The organism is Sphingobium cyanobacteriorum, from assembly GCF_030580935.1.
GTDB lineage: Bacteria > Pseudomonadota > Alphaproteobacteria > Sphingomonadales > Sphingomonadaceae > Sphingobium > Sphingobium cyanobacteriorum.
This window is the reverse complement of the sequence record NZ_JAUQOM010000001.1, coordinates 814,345-837,678: the sequence shown is the minus strand read 5'-3', so window position 1 is coordinate 837,678 and position 23,334 is coordinate 814,345. Positions and strand designations below refer to the sequence as shown.

General features: G+C 64.7%; 25 protein-coding genes. 6 read left to right on the top strand and 19 right to left on the bottom strand.

Going from position 1 to position 23,334, the window contains the following annotated elements; all coding sequences use genetic code 11:
- Nucleotides 1–34: 34 nt before the first annotated feature.
- Both Q4610_RS04080 and Q4610_RS04075 read right to left on the bottom strand, forming a co-directional pair.
- Entirely contained in the window at nt 35–1,192 is a 1,158-nt protein-coding gene (locus tag Q4610_RS04080; protein WP_304534717.1) for a mechanosensitive ion channel family protein, read from the bottom strand.
- Between the two features lie 17 nt (nt 1,193–1,209).
- Nucleotides 1,210–2,217, bottom strand: a complete 1,008-nt coding sequence (locus Q4610_RS04075; RefSeq protein ID WP_304534716.1) for a DNA topoisomerase IB — start codon at nt 2,215–2,217, stop codon at nt 1,210–1,212.
- 101 nt (nt 2,218–2,318) lie between these two features.
- Between Q4610_RS04075 and Q4610_RS04070 the strand changes: the two genes are divergently transcribed.
- The gene (locus Q4610_RS04070; protein WP_304534715.1) at nt 2,319–2,873 is read left to right on the top strand and encodes a type 1 glutamine amidotransferase domain-containing protein; all 555 of its coding nucleotides are present in this window, start codon (nt 2,319–2,321) and stop codon (nt 2,871–2,873) included.
- Here the strand turns inward: Q4610_RS04070 and Q4610_RS04065 are convergent.
- From Q4610_RS04065 to Q4610_RS04055, 3 genes are read right to left on the bottom strand one after another with little or no spacing between them, the layout of a single operon-like run.
- Nucleotides 2,833–3,540 (bottom strand): hypothetical protein, encoded by a 708-nt coding sequence (locus Q4610_RS04065; protein ID WP_304534714.1) that lies wholly within the window; start codon nt 3,538–3,540, stop codon nt 2,833–2,835. The genes Q4610_RS04070 and Q4610_RS04065 overlap by 41 nt on opposite strands.
- Nucleotides 3,537–4,901 (bottom strand): putative O-glycosylation ligase, exosortase A system-associated, encoded by a 1,365-nt coding sequence (locus tag Q4610_RS04060; protein ID WP_304534713.1) that lies wholly within the window; start codon nt 4,899–4,901, stop codon nt 3,537–3,539. The genes Q4610_RS04065 and Q4610_RS04060 overlap by 4 nt, the downstream gene beginning before the upstream one ends.
- Nucleotides 4,894–5,031 carry a hypothetical protein gene (locus Q4610_RS04055; RefSeq protein WP_304534712.1) on the bottom strand — a complete coding sequence of 46 codons (138 nt, stop codon included), beginning with the start codon at nt 5,029–5,031 and terminating at the stop codon, nt 4,894–4,896. Before Q4610_RS04055 ends, Q4610_RS04060 begins: the two co-directional genes overlap by 8 nt.
- Before the next feature lie 68 nt (nt 5,032–5,099).
- Between Q4610_RS04055 and Q4610_RS04050 the strand changes: the two genes are divergently transcribed.
- Entirely contained in the window at nt 5,100–6,326 is a 1,227-nt protein-coding gene (locus Q4610_RS04050; protein ID WP_304534711.1) for a TIGR04063 family PEP-CTERM/XrtA system glycosyltransferase, read from the top strand.
- Nucleotides 6,327–6,345: 19 nt separating this feature from the next.
- Nucleotides 6,346–7,335, top strand: a complete 990-nt coding sequence (locus Q4610_RS04045) for a hypothetical protein (RefSeq protein WP_304534710.1) — start codon at nt 6,346–6,348, stop codon at nt 7,333–7,335.
- Between the two features lie 18 nt (nt 7,336–7,353).
- Here Q4610_RS04045 and Q4610_RS04040 read toward each other — a convergent pair whose 3' ends face one another.
- Both Q4610_RS04040 and Q4610_RS04035 read right to left on the bottom strand, forming a co-directional pair.
- The gene (locus tag Q4610_RS04040) at nt 7,354–7,725 is read right to left on the bottom strand and encodes a hypothetical protein (protein ID WP_304534709.1); all 372 of its coding nucleotides are present in this window, start codon (nt 7,723–7,725) and stop codon (nt 7,354–7,356) included.
- Nucleotides 7,722–7,907 carry a hypothetical protein gene (locus Q4610_RS04035; protein WP_304534708.1) on the bottom strand — a complete coding sequence of 62 codons (186 nt, stop codon included), beginning with the start codon at nt 7,905–7,907 and terminating at the stop codon, nt 7,722–7,724. The genes Q4610_RS04040 and Q4610_RS04035 overlap by 4 nt, the downstream gene beginning before the upstream one ends.
- Nucleotides 7,908–8,022: 115 nt before the next feature.
- Between Q4610_RS04035 and Q4610_RS04030 the strand changes: the two genes are divergently transcribed.
- Together Q4610_RS04030 and Q4610_RS04025 are read left to right on the top strand one after the other, a co-directional pair.
- The gene (locus tag Q4610_RS04030; RefSeq protein ID WP_304534707.1) at nt 8,023–8,691 is read left to right on the top strand and encodes a S24 family peptidase; all 669 of its coding nucleotides are present in this window, start codon (nt 8,023–8,025) and stop codon (nt 8,689–8,691) included.
- A 46-nt stretch (nt 8,692–8,737) separates the two neighbouring features.
- Nucleotides 8,738–9,655, top strand: coding sequence for an XdhC family protein (locus Q4610_RS04025; RefSeq protein ID WP_304534706.1), 918 nt, complete (start codon nt 8,738–8,740; stop codon nt 9,653–9,655).
- A gap of 240 nt (nt 9,656–9,895) precedes the next feature.
- Here Q4610_RS04025 and Q4610_RS04020 read toward each other — a convergent pair whose 3' ends face one another.
- From Q4610_RS04020 to Q4610_RS03965, 12 genes are all read right to left on the bottom strand, one after another.
- Nucleotides 9,896–10,081: a YbdD/YjiX family protein gene (locus Q4610_RS04020; RefSeq protein ID WP_304534705.1), complete on the bottom strand. Its 186-nt coding sequence runs from the start codon at nt 10,079–10,081 to the stop codon at nt 9,896–9,898.
- Nucleotides 10,078–12,126, bottom strand: a complete 2,049-nt coding sequence (locus tag Q4610_RS04015; protein ID WP_304534704.1) for a carbon starvation CstA family protein — start codon at nt 12,124–12,126, stop codon at nt 10,078–10,080. Before Q4610_RS04015 ends, Q4610_RS04020 begins: the two co-directional genes overlap by 4 nt.
- 63 nt (nt 12,127–12,189) lie before the next feature.
- Nucleotides 12,190–12,591, bottom strand: coding sequence for a DoxX family protein (locus Q4610_RS04010; protein WP_304534703.1), 402 nt, complete (start codon nt 12,589–12,591; stop codon nt 12,190–12,192).
- Entirely contained in the window at nt 12,588–12,899 is a 312-nt protein-coding gene (locus Q4610_RS04005) for an alkylphosphonate utilization protein (RefSeq protein WP_304534702.1), read from the bottom strand. The genes Q4610_RS04010 and Q4610_RS04005 overlap by 4 nt, the downstream gene beginning before the upstream one ends.
- 102 nt (nt 12,900–13,001) lie before the next feature.
- The gene (yihA, locus tag Q4610_RS04000; protein ID WP_304534701.1) at nt 13,002–13,649 is read right to left on the bottom strand and encodes a ribosome biogenesis GTP-binding protein YihA/YsxC; all 648 of its coding nucleotides are present in this window, start codon (nt 13,647–13,649) and stop codon (nt 13,002–13,004) included.
- A gap of 139 nt (nt 13,650–13,788) precedes the next feature.
- Nucleotides 13,789–15,492 carry a membrane protein insertase YidC gene (gene yidC / locus Q4610_RS03995; protein ID WP_304534700.1) on the bottom strand — a complete coding sequence of 568 codons (1,704 nt, stop codon included), beginning with the start codon at nt 15,490–15,492 and terminating at the stop codon, nt 13,789–13,791.
- A gap of 30 nt (nt 15,493–15,522) precedes the next feature.
- Nucleotides 15,523–15,735, bottom strand: coding sequence for a membrane protein insertion efficiency factor YidD (gene yidD / locus Q4610_RS03990; RefSeq protein ID WP_066696547.1), 213 nt, complete (start codon nt 15,733–15,735; stop codon nt 15,523–15,525).
- Nucleotides 15,732–16,187: a ribonuclease P protein component gene (gene rnpA, locus Q4610_RS03985; protein ID WP_304534868.1), complete on the bottom strand. Its 456-nt coding sequence runs from the start codon at nt 16,185–16,187 to the stop codon at nt 15,732–15,734. Before rnpA ends, yidD begins: the two co-directional genes overlap by 4 nt.
- Before the next feature lie 35 nt (nt 16,188–16,222).
- Nucleotides 16,223–16,357, bottom strand: coding sequence for a 50S ribosomal protein L34 (gene rpmH, locus Q4610_RS03980; protein ID WP_021317369.1), 135 nt, complete (start codon nt 16,355–16,357; stop codon nt 16,223–16,225).
- A gap of 157 nt (nt 16,358–16,514) precedes the next feature.
- A complete protein-coding gene (locus tag Q4610_RS03975; protein ID WP_304534699.1) occupies nt 16,515–17,279 on the bottom strand; it encodes a DsbA family protein in 765 nt (254 codons plus the stop codon).
- Between the two features lies 1 nt (nt 17,280).
- The gene (locus Q4610_RS03970) at nt 17,281–18,627 is read right to left on the bottom strand and encodes a M48 family metalloprotease (RefSeq protein WP_304534698.1); all 1,347 of its coding nucleotides are present in this window, start codon (nt 18,625–18,627) and stop codon (nt 17,281–17,283) included.
- A 161-nt stretch (nt 18,628–18,788) separates the two neighbouring features.
- Complete coding sequence (locus Q4610_RS03965) at nt 18,789–21,464, bottom strand: Rne/Rng family ribonuclease (RefSeq protein ID WP_425262527.1); 2,676 nt, start codon at nt 21,462–21,464, stop codon at nt 18,789–18,791.
- A 536-nt stretch (nt 21,465–22,000) separates the two neighbouring features.
- Here Q4610_RS03965 and Q4610_RS03960 point away from each other — a divergent pair.
- On the top strand, nt 22,001–23,278 hold the full coding sequence (locus Q4610_RS03960) for an N-acetylmuramoyl-L-alanine amidase (protein ID WP_304534696.1): 1,278 nt from the start codon (nt 22,001–22,003) through the stop codon (nt 23,276–23,278).
- Nucleotides 23,279–23,334 lie beyond the last annotated feature (56 nt).

The window sequence follows — 23,334 nt, the reverse complement described above, 5'->3', positions numbered from 1 at the left end:
TTGCCCTATTGCCAGTGGCTTTTTACGCGCATGCTCAACCCTGGCTCCCTACCGGATGCACTTCCGCATAGGGCATGATCGCCCGCCCGTCGGGTGCGGCGGTGAAGCTGGTCTGGGTGGGATAGGCGAACTCGATCCCTTCGGCGTTGAACTTTTTCCAGATGGCGAGGCCGATGCGGTGGCGCATCATGAAATAATCATGATGGTCGGGGTCGGGCACGTCGAAATTGAGCTGATAGTCGAGGCTGCTGGCGCCGAAGGCGATGATGCCGGCGTTGACGAAGATCAGCCCTTCCGCCTCGACGATCTCTTGCAGCATCGCCGGGATCGCCTCCGCTTTTTCTTCCGGCGTCTGGTAGATGATGCCGATCGCGTAGGTGACGCGGCGCTGGGTCAGGGTCTGGAGGCTGGTGATTTCCTTTTGCAGCAGATTGGCGTTGGAAATCACCTTCTTCTCGCCGCTCATGGCACGCAGCCGGGTGCTTTTGAGGCCGATCTTTTCGACCCGTGCGGTGGTGAGGTCATAGGTGATGATCTCGCCCCGGCGGAAAGGCTTGTCGAAGATGATGGAGAGCGCGGCGAACAGGTCGGAGAAGATGCCCTGCGCGGCGAGGCCGATGGCGATGCCGCCGATGCCCAGGCCCGCGACCAGGCCGGTGACGTTGACGCCCAGATTGTCGAGCACCACGATCGCTGCGATCGCGAACAGCGCGAAGCTGACGAGGAGGCGGATGAGGCCCATGGCGTTGGCCAGCGTTTCGCCCCCGCCATCTTCGGCCAGCGTCTTGCGCTCGATCAGGCCCAGGATGATCTCGCGCGCCCACAGCGCCGCCTGCAATACGGCGGCGATGGTGAAGAGGAAGGCGACGGTGCGGTGGAGCGAGGCAGGCGCGTCGGCATAGCCCACCACCAGCCGGGCCGCGACCAGCACCATGAAATAATGGGTGGTGCGCGCCGCCGCGCGGCTGAGCACATTAGTGTAGCCGAGTGCGTCGCCGCGTTCGCCGCGGTGGCGCTTGCCCAGTTCGCGCAGCGCCGCCAGCCCCAGATAGATGAGGATGGCCGCGCCGACCGCAATCAATATCTGCACATAATGGACCTGAAACCAGGCGATGGTGCTGTGCCACATTTCGGCGAGGTTGGGCGCCTTTACCTGGATGGCGGGGAGGGAGGTGTCTTTCTTGTCAGCCATGGGTCCGTTTTGCTGAATCAGGCCGCGACCGCAAGGGGCGTGCAGGCCGCGATGGAATCGAGGAAGGCGATCAGGCCGCGTTCCTCGCGCGTCAGATAGCGGGTCCGGCGCGGCAGGCGCAGCCCGGCGCGCCAGTCATCCTGCCCGTCCTTGCACAGGGCGATGAGGGCGGGGTGGATATAGCTTTTGCGGCTGATCGCCGGGGTGTTGCCCAGCGCCCGCGCGACCGGATCGAGCAATTCCTTCATCGAGACATGGCCGGTAGCGAGTGCTTCGAACGCGATGGTGGACGCGCCCCAGGTGCGGAAATGTTTGGCGGTGAAAGGGCCGCCCATGGCATCGGCGATATAGGCGTTGACGTCACTTGATGTGACCGGGCGGGCATTGCCGTCCTCATCCAGATATTGGAAAAGATGCTGGCCGGGCAGATCCTGCATCTGGCGCACGAAGCGCAGCAGGCGGGTGTCGGTGATCGTCTGCTGCTGTTCCTTGCCCGACTTGGCGCGAAAGCGCAGCGTCAGCGACCGGCCGTTCAGGTCGACATGACGGCGGCGCAGCGTGGTCGCGCCGAAACTCTTGTTGGTGGTGGCATAATGTTCGTTGCCGACACGCAGCTTCGCCAGGTCGAGCAGGCGCACGACCGCGGCGATGGTGCGGTCCTTGCGCAGCCCGCGCCGCGACAGGTCGGCCTCCAGCCGGGCGCGCAGTTTCGGCAGGGCGCGGCCGAAATCGGGGCAGCCGGCATATTTTTCCGCTTCACGCGCGGCGCGAAAGTCCGGGTGATAGCGATATTGTTTGCGGCCGCGATCATCATAGCCGATCGCCTGGATATGGCCAAAGGGGGAGGGGCAGAACCAGCAGTCGCGATAGGCGGGTGGCAGGGCGATGGCGTTCAGCCGGTCGATTTCGTCCCGGTCGGTGATGCGGCGACCATCCGCGTCCCGATAAGCCCAGCCGTGCTTCAGTGCGCGGCGGGTGATTCCGGCAACCGTATCGTCCGCATGCAGGATATTGCTGTTGGCCATCTTGTCCTTCTCATGGCCGAAAACCCGTCGTTCATCGCTTCGTTCCGCAACTTCCCCGGTGGCTGTCGGTTAGGGCCTCTCCCCCCATGAAGGAGTCATCCATGCCCGCAATCACCGAAAGTCGCATCCTGATCGTCGCAACCGACGGGTTCGAGCAATCCGAACTGTTCGATCCGCGCCAGGCCCTGCTGGACGCCGGAGCGGAGGTCGTTCTCGCCTCGCCCGATATCCAGCCGATCCAGGGCATGAAACATGACGAGAAAGGCGACAGCATCACGCCCAACATCATGCTGGAGGCGGTGAGGGTCGAGGAATATGACGGGCTTGTCCTGCCCGGTGGCGTTGCCAATCCCGACACGCTGAGGACGGATGAGAGGGCGATGGAGATCGTGCGGGCGTTTGTCGAAGCGGGCAAGCCGGTTGCCGCGATCTGTCACGCGCCATGGCTGTTGGTGGAGGCCGGCGTGGTGGCGGGCCGGACGGTCACGTCCTGGCCTTCGGTCCGCACCGACCTTCGCAATGCAGGCGCCAAGGTGGTGGATCAGGCGGTCGTGGTCGACGGCCCCATCATCACCAGCCGCAAGCCTGACGACATTCCTGCCTTCGTTGAAGCGTTCAAGGCCGCAATAAGCGAAGCACAGTCGATAGCGGCCTGACTGGCGCTCCGCTCAAATGCCAGGGCATGATCGGACGGCGCAAGACCGACAGATGGGCCAGCGTCCATAGCATGCAGATCGTGAAGCCCGGCGCGGCAAAGGGCCGGGCTTCCGGGAAATACAGGGCTGTGGCGGCCGCGGACAGGCCGCCGCCCAGCGCAATCGCCAGGGTGCGCGGTTCCCCATCGGGGCCGCGCAGCCAGACCATGCAGGCCATCACCCCGGCAAGGAAGCTGGCGACGAGGTGCAGCATGGCCGGACCCGGCAGGCCCGCCGCAGCGATCAGCAGCATCAGGATCGCGACGGTAGCCGGCAGCGTCCGCCGGCAAAACAGCAGGGTGCCAAGCGGATAGGCAAGCAGTTCGCAGGCCAGGGCGGCCAGCATGATGGCTATGGCGAGGTCGGCACGCCCGGCGATCAGGGCAACCACGGCAGCCGCGACCCAGCGGATGAGCCGGGCAGGCGCCATGCGGATATGACTGAACCAGTCCCGGACGCCTGGACGCAGGGTGAAGCGGCGATCGGCGAGCCGCAATTCGAAGCCGCCGACCAGCAGCAAGGCATCGATGCCCCAGGGCAGCAGGCCGGGAGCGACCATGGGGGAGGCGAGCAGCAGTCCGAGCAGCAGGCCATGAGCCAGGCCCAGCGCGCGCAATTCACCGTTCATGCCACCGCACCCTGACGCGCGACGAGCGTGGCGGCAAGATCGCGTTTGGCGGCAGTCTTGCGCAGCCGGGTAAGGTAGGTGTCCAGCCCGATCTGGAGCGCGAGCATCATGAAGATGAACGGCTGGTAGGCGATGCCCACGAACAGCGATCCGATCATGTAGGTGACATGGCCCTGTTGCAGTGCGGAGGCGTAGGGCGCGATCCAGGCTTCATCGGGGCCGTCGCGCTTGCGGTAGAAGCGACGGATCGATTCGGTGCGGATGAAGCAGATCAGGTGGATCAGCACCCAGAGGGCGAAACCGAAATAGCCCTGTTCGCCCAGCATTTCGAAATAGGCGCTGTGATAGGCGCGGCCCTTGTCAGTGACGAGGCGGCGTTCGACGCGCGTGCCGCCGCCATCGGTGATGGTGCTCTGGGCGAAATAGGTGAAGCTGTTCTGGAGATAATTGTCGAAGCCGCCGCCGCCTGGATGGGCCTTCACATAATCGAGCGTCCACATCCACACGGCGACGCGGGTGGCGGCGCTTTCGTCGCCCTGGTGGTTTTCGATCGTCTGCATCCGCTGGGTGAAGCTGGCGGGCAGGAAGGGGATGGAGGCGAGCGCGGCCACCGCGATGAGCGGGCCGTAGATGAATTTGCGCTTCGACCGCACCAGCATCATGCCCATCAGGATGACGAGGCAGACGAGGCCGGTGCGCGCTTCCGTACCGATCGGCATCAACATGCAGGCGAGGCAGAGGGCGTAGCAGAAACCCTTCACCCGCCAGTCGGGCGGGAAGATGGTGCCATGATTGGTGAGCCAGAGAATCAGCGGAATAAGAGAAATGGCGACGCAGGAAATGATGCTGCCTTCGTAAAGACCGCTGTTATTTTCCACCATCAGGTTGAGCACGCCATAGCCGCCGCCCGACAGGGCGGTTTTCATGCCGCCATTGATGATGATGGTGCTGGCGCACAGGATCATGAACACGGTCAGCGCCTCGATCCGCAGCCGGGTGCGCAGCACCAGCGGCAGGAATATGCCGGCGATGATCGCTTTCCACACCCAGTTCCATTTGGTCAGCGCTTCGACCGGGAAGTCGGCGGTCATCGTGGTGTAGCCGCACCAGGCCACCAGAATCAGCATCAGCCCCTGTCGCGCCGAGAATCGGCAATCCTTCTTGTCATCGAGCAGCAGCCAGGAGCCGACCATGGCGGCAAAGGCCATGGCGGAAATGGGAATGGCGTTGAGCAGCACATAGGAGAGCCGTTGCGGCGAGACGATGTCGATATAGCAATAGACCGCGACCAGCAGGAACGGCCGGCGCAGGCCCATCAGCCCGAACACGCCCAGAAAGGCGAGGAAGAAGAGGTCACGCATCCTGCCGTGGCCCCGCTGATTCTGGGCTGCCCGGCTCTGGATCGCGATCGAGATCGGCGCGCGGCAACAGGCGCCACGCGGCGAGCAGGATCACGCCATGGCTGATCAGCAGGGAGAGAGCGTCGATCATCTGGCCTTCGTCCCTAACGCGACAGAGTTGACGGGCCGTTAAACCTTTTCCGGCAGACAGATGAGGCTATGACTCGCATCCTCCATGTGCTGGACCACAGCCTCCCGCTGCACAGCGGCTACACCTTTCGGACCCGCGCCATCCTGCGCGCGCAAATCGCGCAGGGCTGGGAGGTGCGCGGTATTACCGGGCACCGCCATGTCGCGCAGGGACCGCTGGAGGAGGTGGTCGACGGCCTGACCTTCCACCGCACGCCCGGCGCCCCGGCGGAGGGCAATCCGCTGATTCGCGAATGGCGCGACATTTCCGCCCATGCCGACGCGATCGACGCGCTGGTGCGGCAATGGCGGCCCGATGTGATCCATGCCCATTCGCCGGTGCTCAATGCCCTGGCGGCGCAGAAGGTGGCGAAACGCCATGGCCTGCCGCTGATTTACGAGATTCGCGCCTTCTGGGAAGATGCCGCCGTCGGCAACGGCACCGGGACGGAGGGCAGCCCGCGCTACTGGCTGACGCGCCAGCTCGAAACCCATGCCGTGCGGAATGCCGACGCGGTGGCAGTGATCTGCGAGGGGCTGCGCAGCGACCTGATAGCGCGCGGGATCGACCCGGCCAAGATCATCGTGTCGCCCAATGGCGTCGATCTGGACCAGTTCGGCACGCCCGTGGCGCGCGATCCGGCGCTGGCCGCCAGATTGGGGCTGGCGGGGGCGGACGTGGTCGGCTTCATCGGCAGCTTCTATGATTATGAGGGGCTGGACGACCTGATCGCCGCGATGCCGCGACTCGTGCGTGCCCGGCCGAAGGCGAAGCTGCTGCTGGTGGGCGGCGGACCATGCGAACAGGCTTTGCGCGATCAGGCGATGGCATCCCCCTTCGCCGATCATATCATGTTCGTCGGCCGGGTGCCGCATGATCAGGTCGAACATTATTATGCGCAGGTCGATGTGCTGGCCTATCCGCGCAAGGCGATGCGGCTGACCGATCTGGTCACGCCGCTGAAGCCGCTGGAAGCCATGGCGCAGGGCCGGCTGGTCGCCGCGTCGAGCGTAGGCGGCCATCGCGAACTGATCGCGGACGGCGTGACCGGCACCCTGTTCGCGCCCGACGATCCGGCGGCGATCGCCGCGGCGCTGGCGGGCCTGTTCGCCGACCGCGACAATTGGGACGGGCGGCGCGCTGTGGCGCGCGCCTTCGTCGAGCGCGAGCGTAACTGGTCGTCAAACATTTTGCGTTACGAACCTGTTTACCAGCGGCTGCTGGCGCATCCTGACGGGGCGCGGGCGGCGGCCTGAACTGATTTTGGGAACCATCGTGTCAACAGGCGTTCGCAGCGGGAGAGGCAGGATATTGGCGGTGCTGGGCGGCCTGGCCGTCGCATTGCTGGTGCTGTGCCTGCCGGTCGGGCTGATCGAGACGATCGTGGCGTCCAGCGGCCTGAGTGAAGCGGTTCCGGCTGCCGCGCCGCCGCTGGGGATGACGGCCCGGCTGATCGTGGCGGGGTTCGCCGGGCTGATGATGATGGGGTTGATGGGTTTTACCCGCCGCACGCCACAAGAGGTGTCGGCCAGGGACGATGAACAGGGCCAAGACGAACAAGGGCGCATCAAGAGCGCCCAGGGAGCAAAGACTATGGGTTTCGCCTTCTCCAAGCTGACCGCCATGGCCCGCAGACGCGCCGTGCCGGTCGATGTGCCGGAAACGCCGTCGCTGCGCCGCGCCGATGCCCATCCTGATGCACCACCGCGGCCACCGATCTTCGCCAGTCGCGATTTCGATGGGGTGGATATTTTTGCGCGGCCTCAAGCGGGTCGCCGCTCGCTGGTGGCCCATCGCGAGACGGAGCCTGAAGCCGTGTTGCCGACTCCCGGTTTTGTCGCCAGTTTTGCCGCGCCCAACGCGCCTATGCCGCTGGCGGATGAGGCATTGCCGCAGCCTGCATTCTTGCGCCCGGCGGCGCCGTTCGCGCCAATAGCCGATCCGATGGATATGGAGGATGAAGGGGATGAGGCGAAATGGGAAGCGGTAGCGCCCGCGCCCCCGCCCCCGCCGGTTGAGCCACGTCTGGCACCGCTGCCGATGCGTGCGCCGACGCAGGGCCTGTCCGTCCTGCAATTGACAGAGCGGCTGGAGCGCGGCCTGGCGCTGCGATCGCGCGTCAATCCGGCCCAGGCGGCCAGCCATGTGATTGCCGACATGCCGGTGGCCGCTGCCGTTCCGGTGCGCGAAGAAGTCGCCCGCGATACTGATGAAGCGTTGCGTGCCGCGCTGGGCGCGCTGCGGACCATGGCCGGGCGGCGCTGAAGCCGCCCGTCATCCTCTTCACCAATCCTCGATCGTCAGCGCGGACAGGTCCAGACAGGCGTGATCCATGCCGACATGGCCTTCATCCAGGCTGATGTCGGCAACGAAATGCCCCGACAGCGGCCATTGCACCGAGTCGAGATCCTTGGTGAAGGCCGCACAGCGACCAAGATAGTCCGGGCCATCGATACGCAGCCGGATGACATGGCGACGGCCTTCAAACAGGGCGCTGGCCCAGGGCCGGCTGGTCGCCCGTTCGATCGTGGCGGGCAGGCCCGCCCGTGCAAGCAGCAGGTCGAGCAGCCGGGGCAGCGGGTCGCCTTGGCGATTTCCTATTCCTTTATTTCGGATCAGGTTGGATTCACCGAATCCGTGATGAATACTTGTCATTGCCCGATGCTCCTGCGATATGTGTTCATGAAATGTTCTATCCGTCTCCGCACCCTGTCGCCCGGTTCGCGCCCCAGTCGCAAGTCGAACACCAGCCGTGGGTCGCGCGCGCAGTCGCGCCCGAAGCGGGTGGGCGCTATGTTGAAATCGCGCAGAAATCGTTCGATGGTGGGCAGCAACATTCGCCTCAATCTCCCTTCGTTCTGCGACTCGCCGGGTGCGAATCGATAGGCATATTCCTATCTCTGTTCCATTTTCCTACTTGTCTAGGAAAATTCCTATCATTATGGATGCGATATGGATGAATCACAGCAGGCCCGGATCGCGCTGGATCGGCTGATTGCCGATCGAGGGGAAAATTATGCCGATCTGTCGCGGCTGATCGGCCGCAATCCCGCCTATATCCAGCAATTCATCAAACGTGGAACGCCGCGCAAACTGGATGAGGATGATCGTCGCGTGCTGGCGCGCTATTTCGGCGTACCCGAAGCGATGCTGGGCGGTGCCGGGGCTGAAGGCGCGACGGCGTCACGCCTGCGCGCCATGCCATCGGTGGTGGCGGTGCCGCGCCTGGCGCTGGGCGCTTCGGCGGGCAGTGGCACGCTGGACGAGGATGAGCGGGCGGCCGGGGTGATGGCGTTCGACGCACGATGGCTGCGCCATCTGGGTGTACGGCCGCAGCGCGTGTCGATCATCCGTGTCGATGGCGAATCGATGGCGCCCACGCTCAGCGATGGCGATGACATCATGGTCGATCATGACGATGCGGCGGAACGGTTGCGCGATGGCGTCTATGTGCTGCGGCTGGACGGGGTGTTGATGGTCAAGCGCATTGCCATCGGGCCGCTGCGCGGCCGTTTCAGCGTGATCAGCGACAATCCCCATTATCCCGACTGGACCGATATCGATCCGGTGCTGGTCGATATTGTCGGCCGGGTCGTCTGGACAGGGCGACGGTTGCACTGAGCCGCCAGCATCCCCATTCAGGCTGGGTGCAACCGGGAGAATCTGATTGAACGACAATGGGGCGGTGATTGCCAAGGCGATCGCATGGCGCGGTGCGCGGCTTGCGCTGGCGACGGTGGTGTCGACCTGGGGATCAGCCCCGCGCCCGCGCGGCAGCCATATGATCGTGCATGAGGATGGCCGGTTCGAAGGCAGTATTTCAGGCGGTTGCGTCGAAAGTGACGTGCTTCAGCGCGCGGCTGAGGTGATTGCCGGTCGGGCGGCGCATGTCCAGACTTATGGCGTGGCCGATGGCGATGCCTGGGAAGCCGGCCTGCCCTGCGGCGGCGAGATCGCGGTGCTGGTCCAGCCGGTGGGGGAGGGCGGCTTTGCGTCCGCCCTGTTCGACCGGATCGCGGAAGGCAACGCGCGGGGCCGGGCGGTCATACTGGCCACTGACCTGGCGCAGGGCGTGACCCGCGCGCAGGGGGGCGAGGGCGATTTCCTCAACCGTTATGATCCGCCGCGCCGGTTGCTGATCGTTGGGGCGGTGCAGATCGCCCAAAGCCTGGCGCCATTGGCGCAGGCGATCGGCGTGACCCCGGTGGTCATCGATCCGCGCGCCCGATTTCTGACGGCGGAGCGCTTCCCCGGCGTGACGCTGGATGATCGCTGGCCCGATGCGGCGGTGGCGGCCTGGCATCCCGGCGAAGCGACGGCGGTGGTGACGCTCAGCCACGACATCAAGATCGACGATCCGGCGCTGGCCGCGGCATTGCGTGCGCCGACCGGCTATGTCGCGGCGCTGGGATCGCGCAAGAGCCATGCTGCGCGGCTGGAGCGGCTGGGCGCGATGGGCTTTGCGGCGCACGACCTCGCCCGGATCGACGGGCCGGCGGGGCTGGACATCGGGGCGGTCGGCGCGGCGGAGATCGCGCTGTCGATCGCGGCCGGCATGGTCGCCGGGTTCAACGCCCGGCGTTGACAATCAAGACCGCCCCCTGCCGCAAGGGATGGGCAGGGGGCGCATCCCCTACGCTGTCGGGCACAAAGGACCGCCGCGCCCTAGCAAAGCGACTGGACAGATCAATAGCGCATAGGGCTGATTTGTGAAATTTCCTGTCGCTATATGGTGTTTTACAGTCGTAATATTGCAATGTGGCGCATCGCATTTCATCCACGCAATTCTGCCAGCTCAATCAAAGTGCTGTTTTATAAAAGTTTTTCAGCAGCAGCGGCCACCATTCTTGCCGCCATAGCGGGCTTCCTGCCGGTCGCGGAAAAATTGCGTGCGATTCATTGCTGGCTGGCCCGGATGATGCTGGGCCATGTGGCGCAGATAAGCGTCATAGTCGGGCAGCCCGACCATCAGCCGCGCGGTGCGGCGTAGCGTGTCGAGCAGGCCGCTCATTCCGCCGGCACCAGTTGCGAAGGGATTTCCCGCGCGGTCGGTGCGGCGACCCGGCGCGCGGCAAGGCAGGTCCGCACTGTGAAGAACAGGATCGCGATCACCACCGCCAGGAAGATCGCGACCAGCGCCGCGTCGACCCGGTCGTTGAAGATGATGCGCCGCATTTCCGCCATCGACCTGGCCGGTGCCAATATGTCGCCAGCCTCCGCCGCCGCACTGAATTTGCGGGCATGGGCTATGAAGCCGAGCTTGGGATCGGCCGAAAAGAGCTTCAACCAGCCCGCCGACAGGGTGCAGACCAGCAGCCAGGCGGTGGGCAGCATCGTCACCCAGGCGAAACGGTCCCGCTTCATGCGGAAGAGGACGGCGGTGCCGAGCATCAGCGCGATCGCGGCCAGCATCTGGTTGGAGATGCCGAACACCGGCCAGAGCGTGTTCACGCCGCCCAGCGGATCGGTGACGCCCTGATGCAGGAAGAAGCCCCATGCCGCAACGGTGAGCGCCGTGGCGATGACGCCGGGGGCCATGCTTTTGCTTTGCTTGAAGGCCGGGATGGCCAGCGCGATCAGATCCTGCAACATGAAGCGCCCCGCGCGCGTGCCCGCGTCCACGGCGGTCAGGATGAACAGTGCCTCGAACAATATCGCGAAATGATACCAGAAGGCCTTCATCGCCGGACCGCCGACGACATGGGAGAATATCTCCGCCATCGCCACCGCCAGCGTCGGCGCGCCGCCCGCGCGGCTGATGATGCTCTGTTCGCCGACATCCTTTGCCGTCTGGGTGATGAGGTCGGGCGAGATCGGGAAGCCCATGGCGGTGACGGCGGCGGACGCGCTGGCAGCGTCGGTGCCGATCAGCGCGGCGGGGCTGTTCATCGTGAAATAGATGCCGGGGTCCAGGATCGACGCGCCGACCAGCGCCATGATCGCCACGAACGCCTCCATCAGCATCGCGCCATAGCCGATCGCGGGCGCATGACCTTCGCTGGCGATCAGCTTGGGCGTGGTGCCGCTGGAAATGAGCGCATGGAAGCCGGACACGGCGCCACAGGCTATCGTGATGAACAGGAAGGGGAAAAGGCCACCGGCCCAGACCGGGCCATTGCCGCCGACGAACTGGGTGAGGGCAGGCATTTTGAGCGGCGGGGCCATGATGACGATGCCGATGGCCAGCGCGGCGATCGCCCCGATCTTGAGGAAGGTCGAAAGATAATCGCGCGGTGCCAGCAGCAGCCAGACTGGCAGGACAGACGCGACCGCGCCATAGCCGATCAATATCCAGCAAAGCTGGACCGGCGTGAAGGTGAAGGCCGGACCCCAGACGGGCGAGGCGGCAATCGCCTGTCCATAGACGATCGCGGCGAGCAGGCCGACAAGGCCCAGCAGCGACACTTCGCCGATCCGCCCCGGCCTGATCCAGCGGGTATAGGCGCCCATCGCCATGGCGAGGGGCACGGTGGCGGCGACGGTGAACATGCCCCAGGGACTTTCAGCCAGCGCCTTGACCACGATCAGCGCCAGCACGGCGAGGATGATGACCATGATCATGAAGGCGCCCAGCAGCGCGATCGTGCCCGCTGCCTGGCCCATTTCCATGCGGATCAGTTCGCCCAGCGATTTGCCGTCGCGGCGCATGGAGATGAACAGGACCATGAAATCCTGTACCGCGCCCGCCAGTACGACGCCCGCAATGATCCACAGGGTGCCGGGGAGATAGCCCATCTGTGCCGCCAGCACCGGCCCGACCAACGGCCCCGCGCCCGCAATCGCGGCGAAATGATGGCCGAACAGCACGGTGCGGTCGGTCGCGACATAATCGAGGCCATCGGCGCGACGGACGGCCGGTGTCGGTCGCGCCGGATCGAGCCGCATCACATGGCGGGCGATGAAGAGCGCATAATAACGATAGGCGACCAGGAAGCAGCAGAGCGCCGCGACCACGATCCACAGTGCATTGACCGCTTCGCCGCGCGATACCGCGACCACGGTGAGGGCGATCGCGCCAATGATCGCGGTCAATATCCAGGGTAGGTGCCGGGTCACATGCGCTCCAGAGCGATTGGGGTAGGTCGGCACCCTAATCCCCCATGTCCGAAACACAACCGCCTAGCGACGCCGGAACGGCCAGTCGGTGACGCCACTGGCCCAGAGCGCCCACCATATCAGGACCGGCTGCAACGCCAGTCGCGGGCCGTGATACCACCAGCTTAAATGAACGCCACCCAGGGGAATATCGTTCAATGCGTGATTGATGTTCGCCGGCCAGACACACAGCGCATAGAGCGCCAGACCCATGCCCGCCGCTTTGCGCAGGCGTGGCGCCATCAGCCCTGCCGCCCCGGCAATTTCCGCCAGTCCGGTCAGGAGAATGACGGTGGCAGGGAAGGGCACCCAGCCCGGCGTGATGGCCATGAAGCCGCCGGGCGACCGCAGATGCGCCACGCCCGCAATCAGATAGGCCAGCGCCAGCAGCCACCGCGCGATCCGCCGGGCGCGACTCTCGCTCACCGCTTGCGCACGAATTCCGCGCGCAGCACCAGCCCCTTGATGCCGTCATATTTGCAGTCGATTTCCTGCGCGTCGCCGGTCAGCCGGATCGACTTGATCAGTGTGCCGCGCTTCAATGTCTGGCCCGCGCCCTTCACGGTCAGATCCTTGATCAGCGTGACCTGATCGCCATCGGCCAGCAGGTTGCCGACTGAATCGCGTACCTCGACGCCATCATTGTCGGTGTCGCTGTCGCGCTTGCCGCCCGCCTGGGCCGGGGTGATCCACTCACCGCTGGCTTCGTCATAGATATAATCTTCATCGGCCATGGCCATGTGCTCCTGTTCGCGCAGTAGGCCATAGGCGTCATGGCGGCCAAGCGCCAGCGATCAGCCGTCTAAGATCAGCCGCCTAAGATCAACCGCCCAAGATCAACCGACCGTGACGGCTTCCAGCACCGCCGCGCGCAGTTCCGGCAGACCCATGCCCTTTTCGCTCGACGTGGCGATGATGTCCGGGTGCGCGGCGGGGCGCTTGCGGATCGCGTCGGCGGTCGCCTGCGTCACGGCGGCGAGCTCTGATGCCTTGATCTTGTCGCTCTTGGTCAGGACGATGCGATAGCTGACCGCCGCGCCGTCCAGCATGTCGAGCATGTCATTGTCGACATCCTTGATCCCATGGCGGCTGTCGATCAGCACCAGCGCCCGCTTGAGCGAGGCGCGGCCGCGCAGATAGTCGTTCACCAGGAACTTCCATTTGCGGACAATATCCTTGGGCGCCTTGGCATAGCCATAGCCGGGCATGTCGACCAGGCGGAAACGCAGCGGATCGCCGACATCGAAGAAGTTCAGTTCCTGCGTCCGGCCCGGTGTGTTCGACGTGCGGGCCAGGCCGTTGCGGTTGGTCAGCGCATTGAGCAGCGAGGATTTGCCGACATTGGAGCGGCCGGCAAAGGCAACTTCGTTCACGCCCATATCGGGCAGGAAATCCAGCGTCGGCGCGGATTTCAGGAAGGCGATCGGCCCGGCGAAGAGCTTGCGCGCGTCCTCGATCAGGTCGTGGTCGGGTTGTTCGGTCATGATCTCTCTTTCATCCTCCCCTGCAAGAGGAGGGGGACCGCCGGCGAATGGAGGGCGCGCGTCCTGTCATGCGCGTCACACCCCTCCGTCTGGCCTGTGGCCAGCCACCTCCCCTGCAAGGGGAGGATGACGGTTATGGTCACTTCGCCGGCACCGGGGCGCTTTGCACCGGATGCTTGCGATAGAGCCACCATTGCTGCGCCATCGACAGGCAGTTGTTGGTAATCCAGTACACCAGCAGGCCGGCGGCAAAGGGCGCCATGATGAACATCATCATCCACGGCATGATCGAGAAGATCTGCTGCTGCATGGGGTCCATCTGCGCGGGGTTCAGCTTGAACTGGAAATACATGGATATGCCCAGCAGCAGTGCGAGCACGCCGATCGCCAGGAAGGCGGGCGGCTGGAAGTCGAGATAGCCGAACAGGTTCAGGATATGCGCCGGATCAGGCGCGGACAAATCCTTGATCCACAGCACGAAGGGCTGGTGCCGCATTTCGATCGTCAGTTGGAGCACCTTGTAGAGGGCGAAGAAGATCGGGATCTGGATGAAGATGGGCAGGCAGCCGGCGAGCGGGTTGACCTTTTCCTGCTTGTACAGCTCCATCATCTTGACCTGAAGCTGCTGCTTGTCGTCCTTATATTTTTCCTGGAGCGCCTTCATCTTGGGCTGCACCGCGCGCATCGCCGCCATGCTGGCAAACTGACGCTGGGCGACGGGGAACATGATGGCGCGGACCACGAAGGTCAGGCAGATGATCGCCACGCCGAAATTGCCGATATGTTCAAACAGCCAGTGGAGCAGCGCGAAGATCGGCTTTTCGAACCAGTAGAACCAGCCCCAGTCGATCGCGCGGTCGAACAGGGGGATGCCGGCGTCCTGATAGGCTTCCAGTGTCTTGACTTCCTTGGCGCCGACAAACAGCCGCAGCGTCTGCGTCGCTGCCTTGCCGGGGGGCAGCATCGTGGAACCCAAGGCGACATCGGCCTGATATTGGGTGCCGGCGCCTTTGCGGAACTGGCCGGCGAAATCGCCATCGGCGGCGGGGACCAGCGCGGACAGCCAATATTTGTCGGTAAAGCCGATCCAGCCGCCCTTGGACTGGAAGCTCTGGGTCGACGGCCCCTCGTCCAGATCCTTGTAATTCACGTCATAATTGGCCGCGCCGTTGAATACGCCCATGGGGCCGACATGGATGGTCCAGGTGTCTGGATCCTTGGGGATGCCGGTGCGGCTGATATAGGCATAGGGCTTGACGCCGATCGCGCCGGCGGCGGTGTTCGACACCTTCTGCGCGGCGGTGATCATGTAATTGTCGTCGACCGACAGGCGGATTTCGAACAGTTGGCCCGCACCGTTGTTCCATGTCAGCGTGACGGGCGTGGTCGGGGTCAGCGCGCTGCCCCGCGCGGTCCAGAGCGTGTCGCGGGTCGGGGTCTTGAGCCCTTCGCCCTGCCAGCCGAAGCCGGCGAAATAAGCGTCCTGCGTGCCCGACGGACTGTAGAGGCGGACCGAGGGGGAGTTCTTGTCGATGGTGTCCTTGTAGGTCGGCAGCACGATGTCGTCGATGCGCGCGCCCTTCAGGTTGATCGATCCGACCAGCTTGGGCGTGCGGATGGCGATGCGCGGGCTGTCCTTCAGCACCAGCGCACGGTCGCGAATCACGGCCGGGCCATCGGCGGCGTCGGTGCCGGGGGCTGCGACCGGCGTGGTCTTGCCGCCTTCGATCTTCGTGACCGGCGGGTTGGCGGCCGGAAAGACATAGTGCGAGACATAGGGCCAGCCGAACAGGATCGCTGCGGTCAGCAGCACCGCCAGAATGATATTCTTCTTGTCGTCCACTTGGTTCGGCTCCGCCGTCTTATATCTGTGTCAGGGGACCGGGTCGTAGCCCGACCCGCCCCATGGGTGGCAACGCATTAGCCGCTTGAACCCCAGCCAGCTACCCTTGATCGCGCCATATTTGCGCACTGCCTGAATCGCATATTCCGAACAGGACGGGGCATAGCGGCAGGTGGGGGGCAGGATGCGCGAGGGACCAAGCTGCCATCCGCGCGCGATCAGGATGAGCAGCCGGGCGATCATGGCGTTTCGCCTGTACGGTCTTGCGTCCTGGAATCTTGGCCTTCGTGCTCCCGCTTTCGCGGGAGAACGGCGGCTTTCGCCGTGGGCTTGCCCTTGCCCTTGTCCTTGCGCGATTCGCGCGGCGGATCGACCGGCCGGCTCATGATCTTGCCCAGCGCCTTGGCCAATTCCGCGCGCAGCAGCGAAAAGTCGCGCTCGATGCCGCCGTCGCGGCCGATCAGCACATGGTCGGCCCCGGCCACGCCATGGACCGGCAGCAGTGCGCGCGCCAGGACGCGAAAACGGCGCTTCATCCGGTTGCGGATGACAGCGCCGCCAACTTTTTTCGTGACCGTGATGCCGTATCGCATCGCCGGGTCGCCGTCGCCGCGCTCGCGCACCAGCAGGACAAAGCCCGGCATAGGGGCACGGCGTCCGCGATTCGCCGCCAGAAAATCCGCGCGCCGGACCATCATGGCCGGCGCAGCAGCATTTTCAGGCGTTGAAATCAGGCGCTCAGGCTCTTGCGGCCGCGCGAACGGCGCGCGCGGATCACATTGCGGCCACCGGGGGTCGCCATGCGGGCGCGGAAACCGTGACGGCGCTTCCGAACCAGATTGCTCGGCTGAAAAGTGCGCTTCATCGTTCATTCCTCAAAACAAATAGAGAATCAGGCGTGACAAAAAAGGGCCGCCAAAACAGCGGCCGCCAGTCAGGGGCCGTCCGATAAGGAAAAGGGGTAGGTAAGTCAATGGCGGGATGCGCCTGGCTCACACGCTTCGCAGCACCCCTCGCCTTTCCTACTTCCCCCGTGCGCTCGCGACGCCGGCCTTGAGCGCGTCGAAGCCGACCGCACCGTTCAGCAACTGGTCGCCAATGATGAAGGTCGGGGTGCCGGTGGCCTGCAATTTCTGCGCAAGCGCGATGTTGGACTGGATTTCGGCATCATATTTGCTGGACGCCATCGCCGATTCGGCTTCCGATTTGGTGATCCCGGCCTTGGCTGCCGCCGCGATGATCGTGTCGCGCGTTACCTTGCCCGCGCCGTAGAGCGCCATATGATAGGACATATATTGCCTGCGTTCCGCGGCCAGCAGCGAGACTTTGGCCGCATCGGTGCTTTCTTCCGACAGGATCGGCAGTTCGCGATAGACGACCTTCACTTTTGGATCATCCTGCACCAGTTTGGCCAGATCGCCGAGCGAGGCGCGGCAATAGCCGCAGGCATAGTCGAAAAATTCGACCACGGTGACATCGGCATTGGCGGCGCCTTCCCACGCCCCGGCATAGGGGGTTTCGAGCGCGCTGCGGCTGGCCGCGATCGTGCCCGACATCCGCTTGGCCTGAAGCTTCTCCACCGCCTGCGGGATGATTTCGGGATGTTCCAATATATAGTCGTGGACGATCTTCTCGATCGCAGCCTTGTCGGTCGCCGTGACGGCGGCAGGGGCCTGTACGGCAAGCGCGGCGCCGGCGGCGGCGATGAGGGCGAAAGCGCCAAGGGTCATTTGGATCGTCCTGTTGGAAAGGGCGGCGCGAAAGGTCGGCCGGTTCTGGTCGGTCATGTTATCGTTTCTTCCGCTGCTGCTCGATCGCGGCGCGCGACACCATCGCTATGTCCTGCGCGCGCAGATAGTCAACCGTGCCGGGTTTCAATCCCTGCATGGCGGCGTCGGCGCTGCGCAGCGCCATCGGATATTGGCCGATCATCTCATAGCGTTCCGCCGTTGCCAGGGCGGCGCGCGGACTATCCCCGCGCCGTTCATAGACGACGCCCAGTTGATACCAGGCGAAGGGATTTTCCCGATCACGCTGGACCGCCATGCGCAGCACCTGTTCGGCCTCGGCAAAATTCGCTTCATCCTCGGTCGCGATCAGCGCGTGGGACAGCAGCACGGAAATAAGTGGCTGGTTGGTCAGCTTCACGGCTTCGCGCAGCGGGGCAATCGCCTCGGCAGGCTTGCCGCTTTCCAGCAGGATCTGGCCCTTGAGTTCCAGGAAATAGGGATCGTGCGGCGCAGTGGCGAGCAGCGCATCGGCTTCGCTCAGCGCCTTTTGCGGATAGGCGCTTTTATGCCAGGCATAGGCGCGGGCGTAATGGGCCGGGAGCGACTGGTCGCTTTCGGGATATTTGATGAGGGTCTGGGCCGGTTCCGACACGAAGCCGACGAGCTTTGCCTTGATCCGTTCGAACCGTGCCTCCAGCGCCGGATCGACCGGCCGGGTCCAGGCGGGGTCGACCTCATAGACTTCGCGCAGCACATTGATGCGCTCGCCCGACAGCGGATGGGTGCGGCCGTAGCTATTGTCCTGCGGGATAGCGAGGCGATATTCCTGATTTTGCAGCTTCTTGAAAAATTCGAGGCTCCCCCGGCCGCTGATCCCGGCGGTGTGGAGATAGCGTGCACCGGCAAGATCGGCGGAACTTTCCTGCGCGCGCGAGAAGGCAAGATATTGGGTCATCGCCGCCTGCTGGCCCAGGCCCATGATCCCCATGCCCGCTTCCGCGCCACCGGCCGCGATGGCGGCGGCGCCCAGTACCAGGCTGAGCAGGGTGACGCTGGTGGCTTCCTTGATGCCGTCAGTGCGGATGACATGCCCGCCCTCGATATGGCCCAGTTCATGTGCGACCACGCCCTGCAACTGGTTCACATTGTCGGCCTGGGCGATCAGCCCGCTATGCACCCAGACATATTGGCCGCCCGCGACGAAGGCGTTGATCTCCGGGTCGTTGATGACCATGACCTGGACATTTTTCGGCTCCATGCCCGCCGCCTTGACCAGCGGGCCGGACATGTCGGCCATGAACGCCTCCGTCTCCGCATCACGCAATATCTGCTGGGCGAGGGCGGGGCGGGCCGTGCAGGCGAGCGAGGCGAGGATCAGCGCGCAGAGCTTGAGCGAGTGCCGCATCAGGCGGGACCATGAAAGAGAGGGGGGCGGGCCGACACATTTGCGTGGTGCGCGCGCAGCCCTGAACCTGCGGTTAAGCGCTGTGCAACGCAAAGCGCCGCTGCGCGCCGGGGGGAAGCCGGAGTGCAGCGGCGCTTGTGCATGATCCCGTACGTTCCGGCTTATTCGCCGAAGGTCCGTTGCCACCAGCCACGGCGCGGCGCGCCTTCTTCGGCGTCGCCCTGGCTTTCGGTTTCGGCGACGGGCGCCTGGGCGATCGCTACATCGGCTGCGGGTGCAACCTCTGCTTGCGCTGGCGCGACGACCGCTTCGACGTCTTGGGCCACAGCATCGGTGGCTTCGACTTCAGCCTTCTTGCGCCGGGTGCGCTTGGGCTTGGCCGGTGCTTCGGCTTCGGCGGCGGGGGACGTAGCAGGAGCCTCCTCCACGACGGCCTCCACCTTCTTGCGCCGGGTGCGCCTGGGCTTGGCCGGCGCTTCCTCCGCAACGGTGTCGACCGGCTCCGATGTTTGGGCAACTGGCTCCGCGACGGATTCGGTCGCCTCGACTTCGACCGCCGGTGCGTCATCCACCTTCGCCTTGCGGGCGCGGGGACGCCGGCGGGTCTTGGGGGCGTCCTCGGCGGGGAGATCATCGACCGGCGTGGCTTCGACGACCGGCTCGGCAACGTCCGCTACCGGCTCGCTATCGGTTGCTTCGTTTTCGGGCGTCAGGGCTTCTTCACCCCCTTCGCGCCGACGACGGCCGCCCCGGCGACCGCGACGGCCACGACGGCGGGCGCCGCCTTCGTCCTCACCAGCGTCGGTTGCCGCTTCGACAGGCTCTTCGCCGGTGGCCTCTGCGGCGACGGCGGCGTTCTCATCCTCATCCGCTTCGTCAGACGCTTCGGTCGAGCCGTCCTCCGTGCGATGTTCGTCGCGCTGGCCGCCACGGCGGCGACGGCGACGGCGACGGCGACGGCCGCCATCGCGGTCCTCGCCCCGGTCGCCCCGGTCGGCGCGCTCTTCGCGTTCAGGCGTGGCTTCGGCCTCTTCGGCCTCTTCTTCCGCTTCTTCCTCGTCCTCGACGACATCGAAATCATCGTCGTCCGCGGCGAGCGGGGTATAGTCGACCACGCGTTCGGGCCGCGGGCCGCTGGCCTCGACCGACATGCGCGCGCCCTCTATCTCGCCATCGGGCAGGATCGCGATGGTCACGCCATAGCGCTGTTCGATCTCGTCCAGCTCGCGGCGCTTGTTGTTGAGGACGTAGAAGGCCGCTTCCTGGCTGGCGCGCAGGGTGATGAGGCTGCCGCGACCACGCGCCGCTTCCTCTTCCAGCATGCGCAGCGCGCCGAGGCCCGCCGACGATGCGGTACGGACGAGGCCGGTGCCTTCGCAATGCGGGCACTGGCGGGTCGATGCTTCCAATACGCCGGTGCGCAGGCGCTGGCGGCTCATTTCCATCAGGCCGAAGCCCGAAATGCGGCCCACCTGGATGCGGGCGCGATCATCCTTCAGCGCCTCCTTCATCGCCTTCTCGACCTTGCGGATGTTGGAGTTCATCTCCATGTCGATGAAGTCGATGACGACGAGGCCCGCCATGTCGCGCAGGCGCAACTGGCGCGCGATTTCCCGCGCGGCTTCCAGATTGGTCGCCACGGCGGTCTGTTCGATGCCATGTTCGCGGGTCGAGCGGCCTGAGTTGATGTCGATCGACACCAGTGCCTCGGTCGGGTTGATGACCAGATAGCCGCCCGATTTCAACTGGACGACCGGATTGTACATCGCCGCCAGTTGTTCCTCGACGCTTGCGCGCTGGAACAGGGACACAGGATCCGCATAATATTTCACCCGGCGCGCATGGCTGGGCATCAGCAGCTTCATGAAGTCCTTGGCGGCCTTGTAGCCATGCTCGCCCTCGACAATGACTTCCTCGATATCCTTGTTGTAGATATCGCGGATTGCCCGCTTGATGAGGTCGCTGTCATTATGGATCAGCGCGGGCGCATCGGACTTGAGCGTCTGTTCGCGAATCTCGTCCCACAGGCGGGCGAGATAGTCGAAGTCGCGCTTGATTTCAGGCTTGGTGCGCTGAAGGCCGGCGGTGCGGACGATGCAGCCCATGGTCGAAGGCAGCGCCATTTCGGCGATGATCGTCTTTAACCGCTTGCGGTCGGCCGCGTTGCTGATCTTGCGCGAAATCCCGCCGCCATGGCTGGTGTTGGGCATCAGCACGCAATAACGGCCGGCGAGCGACAGATAGGTGGTCAGGGCCGCGCCCTTGTTGCCGCGTTCTTCCTTGACGACCTGGACCAGCAGAACCTGGCGGCGCTTGATGACGTCCTGGATCTTGTAGCGGCGGCGCAGTGCCATGCGCTTGCGGCGCAGTTCGTCGGCAGCTTCGTCGCCGGCCTTGTCGCGCTTGCGACGGCCGCCCCTGGCGGCTTCGGGCGCCTCGCCCTCGACCACTTCCTCATCATCATGATGGTGGGTCGCTTCGACCACTTCGACGCCGTCCTCGCCATGATGACCTTCATCCTCGTCATCATAGTCGGCGCGCAGCGCGGCCTCTTCCTCGGCATGTTCGCGCTCTTCGCGCAGCAATGCCTCGCGGTCCTCGCGCGGGATCTGGTAATAGTCGGGGTGGATTTCGCTGAACGCCAGAAAGCCGTGGCGGTTGCCGCCATAATCCACGAACGCCGCCTGGAGCGAAGGCTCCACGCGGGTCACTTTGGCCAGATAGATATTGCCCTTGAGCTGCTTGTGCTCGGCCGATTCGAAATCGAATTCCTCGATCCGGTTACCCTTGACGACCGCGACACGGGTTTCTTCCCGGTGGCGCGCATCGATCAGCATACGCATTGTCATGTAATAGTCTCCGGCGTGGACGGGCTGCGGCACAGGGCCGCGCCGCCACGCGATAGTGAAGGGACGGCCGGGCATGCGCCGATAAGGGCGCGGCGGTCGGCATCGTCCGGGTTTCAAGGAAAAAGTGCGCGTCTGCTGCGTCGGCAGGGCCGGACAAGTCGCCGGGCCGCACCATCCACGCCGCTACACCCGTGACCGGGGCTAGCGTGGATGGAAATTCATGCCTCATGCAGCGTCAACCTGTTTGCATCATTGGCGAAGGTGCGATTTCGCGCCCGCCAATGCCTATCTCATTGCCCTGAAAGCCTGCCTTACTATGGGCAGACCTGTCAGGAATAGCGATGGGTAGCAGCCAAATACCATAGGGGCAACGGCTGCGCGAAATATTATGTCGAATCTGTGGCGGCGTCCTGTTGTCCGCCTTTCATGCTGAAGTCGTCGTTAACCGTCTCATTTTACGCGACTCAAACGGGCGATGCTTAATCGGGGATTCAGCGTGGGGACGCTCTGGACGGATCATCGTCATGAAATTTGGCTGGACGGCCGAAGCCCATGGGTTGCACAAGCGGCGCATGTTCCTTGGCCTTGCCCTTGCAGGCATGATCGTCGCCGCGCCCGGTAGCGCGGGCGGCATTGCCGGCGTCGATGTGCGGGACGATCATGTCGTCGTGCGCTTCGATGACCGGGTGAACGGGGCGTCGGCCTTTTTGCTGGATTCGCCACGCCGGATCGCGCTCGACATCGACGGCGCGCAGATGGGGCGTGGCCATTTCGCGCCGGGCAGGGGCAGCATTTCCGCTGTCCGTCAGGGGCAGTTGAATGACGATACGGCGCGGGTCGTGCTGGACCTTGCCAGTCCGGCGACGCTTGGCGACCCGCAGATTGCGGCGGACGGGAAATCCCTGAGCTTTTCACTCCAGGGGGTTTCGGATCTGCGTTTCCGGTCGGAAGTCGGCAAGGGGCGCACCCGTTTCGATGCGCCCGCCGACATGGCGGCGCGCCCGCAAAAGCGCATCCATTCGATCAGCGTGCCGATCCCGGCCGCCGCGCGCGGCATCGCCCTGCCCCCGGTTGAAGGCGCACAGGATGGCGCGCGACCGCTGGTGGTGATCGACGCCGGCCATGGCGGGCATGATCCAGGTGCCATCAACAAGGAGAATGGCAAGCGCGAGAAGGATGTGACGCTGGCCATTGCCCAGGCGATTCGCGACCAACTGGTGAAGTCGGGCCGGGTGCGCGTGGCGCTGACCCGCGACGATGACAAGTTCCTCGTGCTCCAGGAACGCTATGGCATCGCCCGCAAGCTGGGCGCGGACCTGTTCATTTCGGTCCATGCCGACGCGGCGGAAAATACCGAAGCGCATGGCGCGACCGTCTATACATTGTCCGAAACCGCATCCGACCGGGAAGCGGCGCGGCTGGCGGCGCGGGAAAACAAGGCCGACATCATCAACGGCGTCAATCTGGGCGGCCAGTCGGGTGATGTGTCATCGATCCTGATCGACCTGACCCAGCGCGAATCGATGAACATATCGGCGAGTTTCGCCCGGCTGTTGCAGCGGGAGGCGACGCCCTTCGTACCGTTCCGCAGCACCTATCACCGCTTCGCTTCGCTGATGGTCCTCAAGGCGCCCGACACCCCATCGGTGCTGTTCGAAACCGGATATATCAGCAATGCCGACGACGCGGCTTTCCTGTCGTCGCGTGAGGGGCAGGGCAAGATCGCCCGCGGCGTCGCCCGCGCGATCGAAGTCCATTTCGCCCGCAAGCTGGCGATGCAGGGCGGCCCGGCGGGAGGGTGATGCAAAACATCCTTCCTTGCCCGGAGGGTGAATGGAAGTGCCGACCTGAAACTATA

What these genes read in the sequence shown, in the direction of transcription:
- Q4610_RS04080 (WP_304534717.1), bottom strand. Translation starts at nt 1,192, where the DNA reads ATGGCTGACAAGAAAGACACCTCCCTCCCCGCCATCCAGGTAAAGGCG.
- Q4610_RS04075 (WP_304534716.1), bottom strand. Translation starts at nt 2,217, where the DNA reads ATGGCCAACAGCAATATCCTGCATGCGGACGATACGGTTGCCGGAATC.
- Q4610_RS04070 (WP_304534715.1), top strand. Translation starts at nt 2,319, where the DNA reads ATGCCCGCAATCACCGAAAGTCGCATCCTGATCGTCGCAACCGACGGG.
- Q4610_RS04065 (WP_304534714.1), bottom strand. Translation starts at nt 3,540, where the DNA reads ATGAACGGTGAATTGCGCGCGCTGGGCCTGGCTCATGGCCTGCTGCTC.
- Q4610_RS04060 (WP_304534713.1), bottom strand. Translation starts at nt 4,901, where the DNA reads ATGCGTGACCTCTTCTTCCTCGCCTTTCTGGGCGTGTTCGGGCTGATG.
- Q4610_RS04055 (WP_304534712.1), bottom strand. Translation starts at nt 5,031, where the DNA reads ATGATCGACGCTCTCTCCCTGCTGATCAGCCATGGCGTGATCCTGCTC.
- Q4610_RS04050 (WP_304534711.1), top strand. Translation starts at nt 5,100, where the DNA reads ATGACTCGCATCCTCCATGTGCTGGACCACAGCCTCCCGCTGCACAGC.
- Q4610_RS04040 (WP_304534709.1), bottom strand. Translation starts at nt 7,725, where the DNA reads ATGACAAGTATTCATCACGGATTCGGTGAATCCAACCTGATCCGAAAT.
- Q4610_RS04035 (WP_304534708.1), bottom strand. Translation starts at nt 7,907, where the DNA reads ATGTTGCTGCCCACCATCGAACGATTTCTGCGCGATTTCAACATAGCG.
- Q4610_RS04030 (WP_304534707.1), top strand. Translation starts at nt 8,023, where the DNA reads ATGGATGAATCACAGCAGGCCCGGATCGCGCTGGATCGGCTGATTGCC.
- Q4610_RS04020 (WP_304534705.1), bottom strand. Translation starts at nt 10,081, where the DNA reads ATGAGCGGCCTGCTCGACACGCTACGCCGCACCGCGCGGCTGATGGTC.
- Q4610_RS04005 (WP_304534702.1), bottom strand. Translation starts at nt 12,899, where the DNA reads ATGGCCGATGAAGATTATATCTATGACGAAGCCAGCGGTGAGTGGATC.
- yihA (WP_304534701.1), bottom strand. Translation starts at nt 13,649, where the DNA reads ATGACCGAACAACCCGACCACGACCTGATCGAGGACGCGCGCAAGCTC.
- yidD (WP_066696547.1), bottom strand. Translation starts at nt 15,735, where the DNA reads ATGATCGCCCGGCTGCTCATCCTGATCGCGCGCGGATGGCAGCTTGGT.
- rnpA (WP_304534868.1), bottom strand. Translation starts at nt 16,187, where the DNA reads ATGGTCCGGCGCGCGGATTTTCTGGCGGCGAATCGCGGACGCCGTGCC.
- rpmH (WP_021317369.1), bottom strand. Translation starts at nt 16,357, where the DNA reads ATGAAGCGCACTTTTCAGCCGAGCAATCTGGTTCGGAAGCGCCGTCAC.
- Q4610_RS03975 (WP_304534699.1), bottom strand. Translation starts at nt 17,279, where the DNA reads ATGACCGACCAGAACCGGCCGACCTTTCGCGCCGCCCTTTCCAACAGG.
- Q4610_RS03970 (WP_304534698.1), bottom strand. Translation starts at nt 18,627, where the DNA reads ATGCGGCACTCGCTCAAGCTCTGCGCGCTGATCCTCGCCTCGCTCGCC.
- Q4610_RS03965 (WP_425262527.1), bottom strand. Translation starts at nt 21,464, where the DNA reads ATGCTGATCGATGCGCGCCACCGGGAAGAAACCCGTGTCGCGGTCGTC.
- Q4610_RS03960 (WP_304534696.1), top strand. Translation starts at nt 22,001, where the DNA reads ATGAAATTTGGCTGGACGGCCGAAGCCCATGGGTTGCACAAGCGGCGC.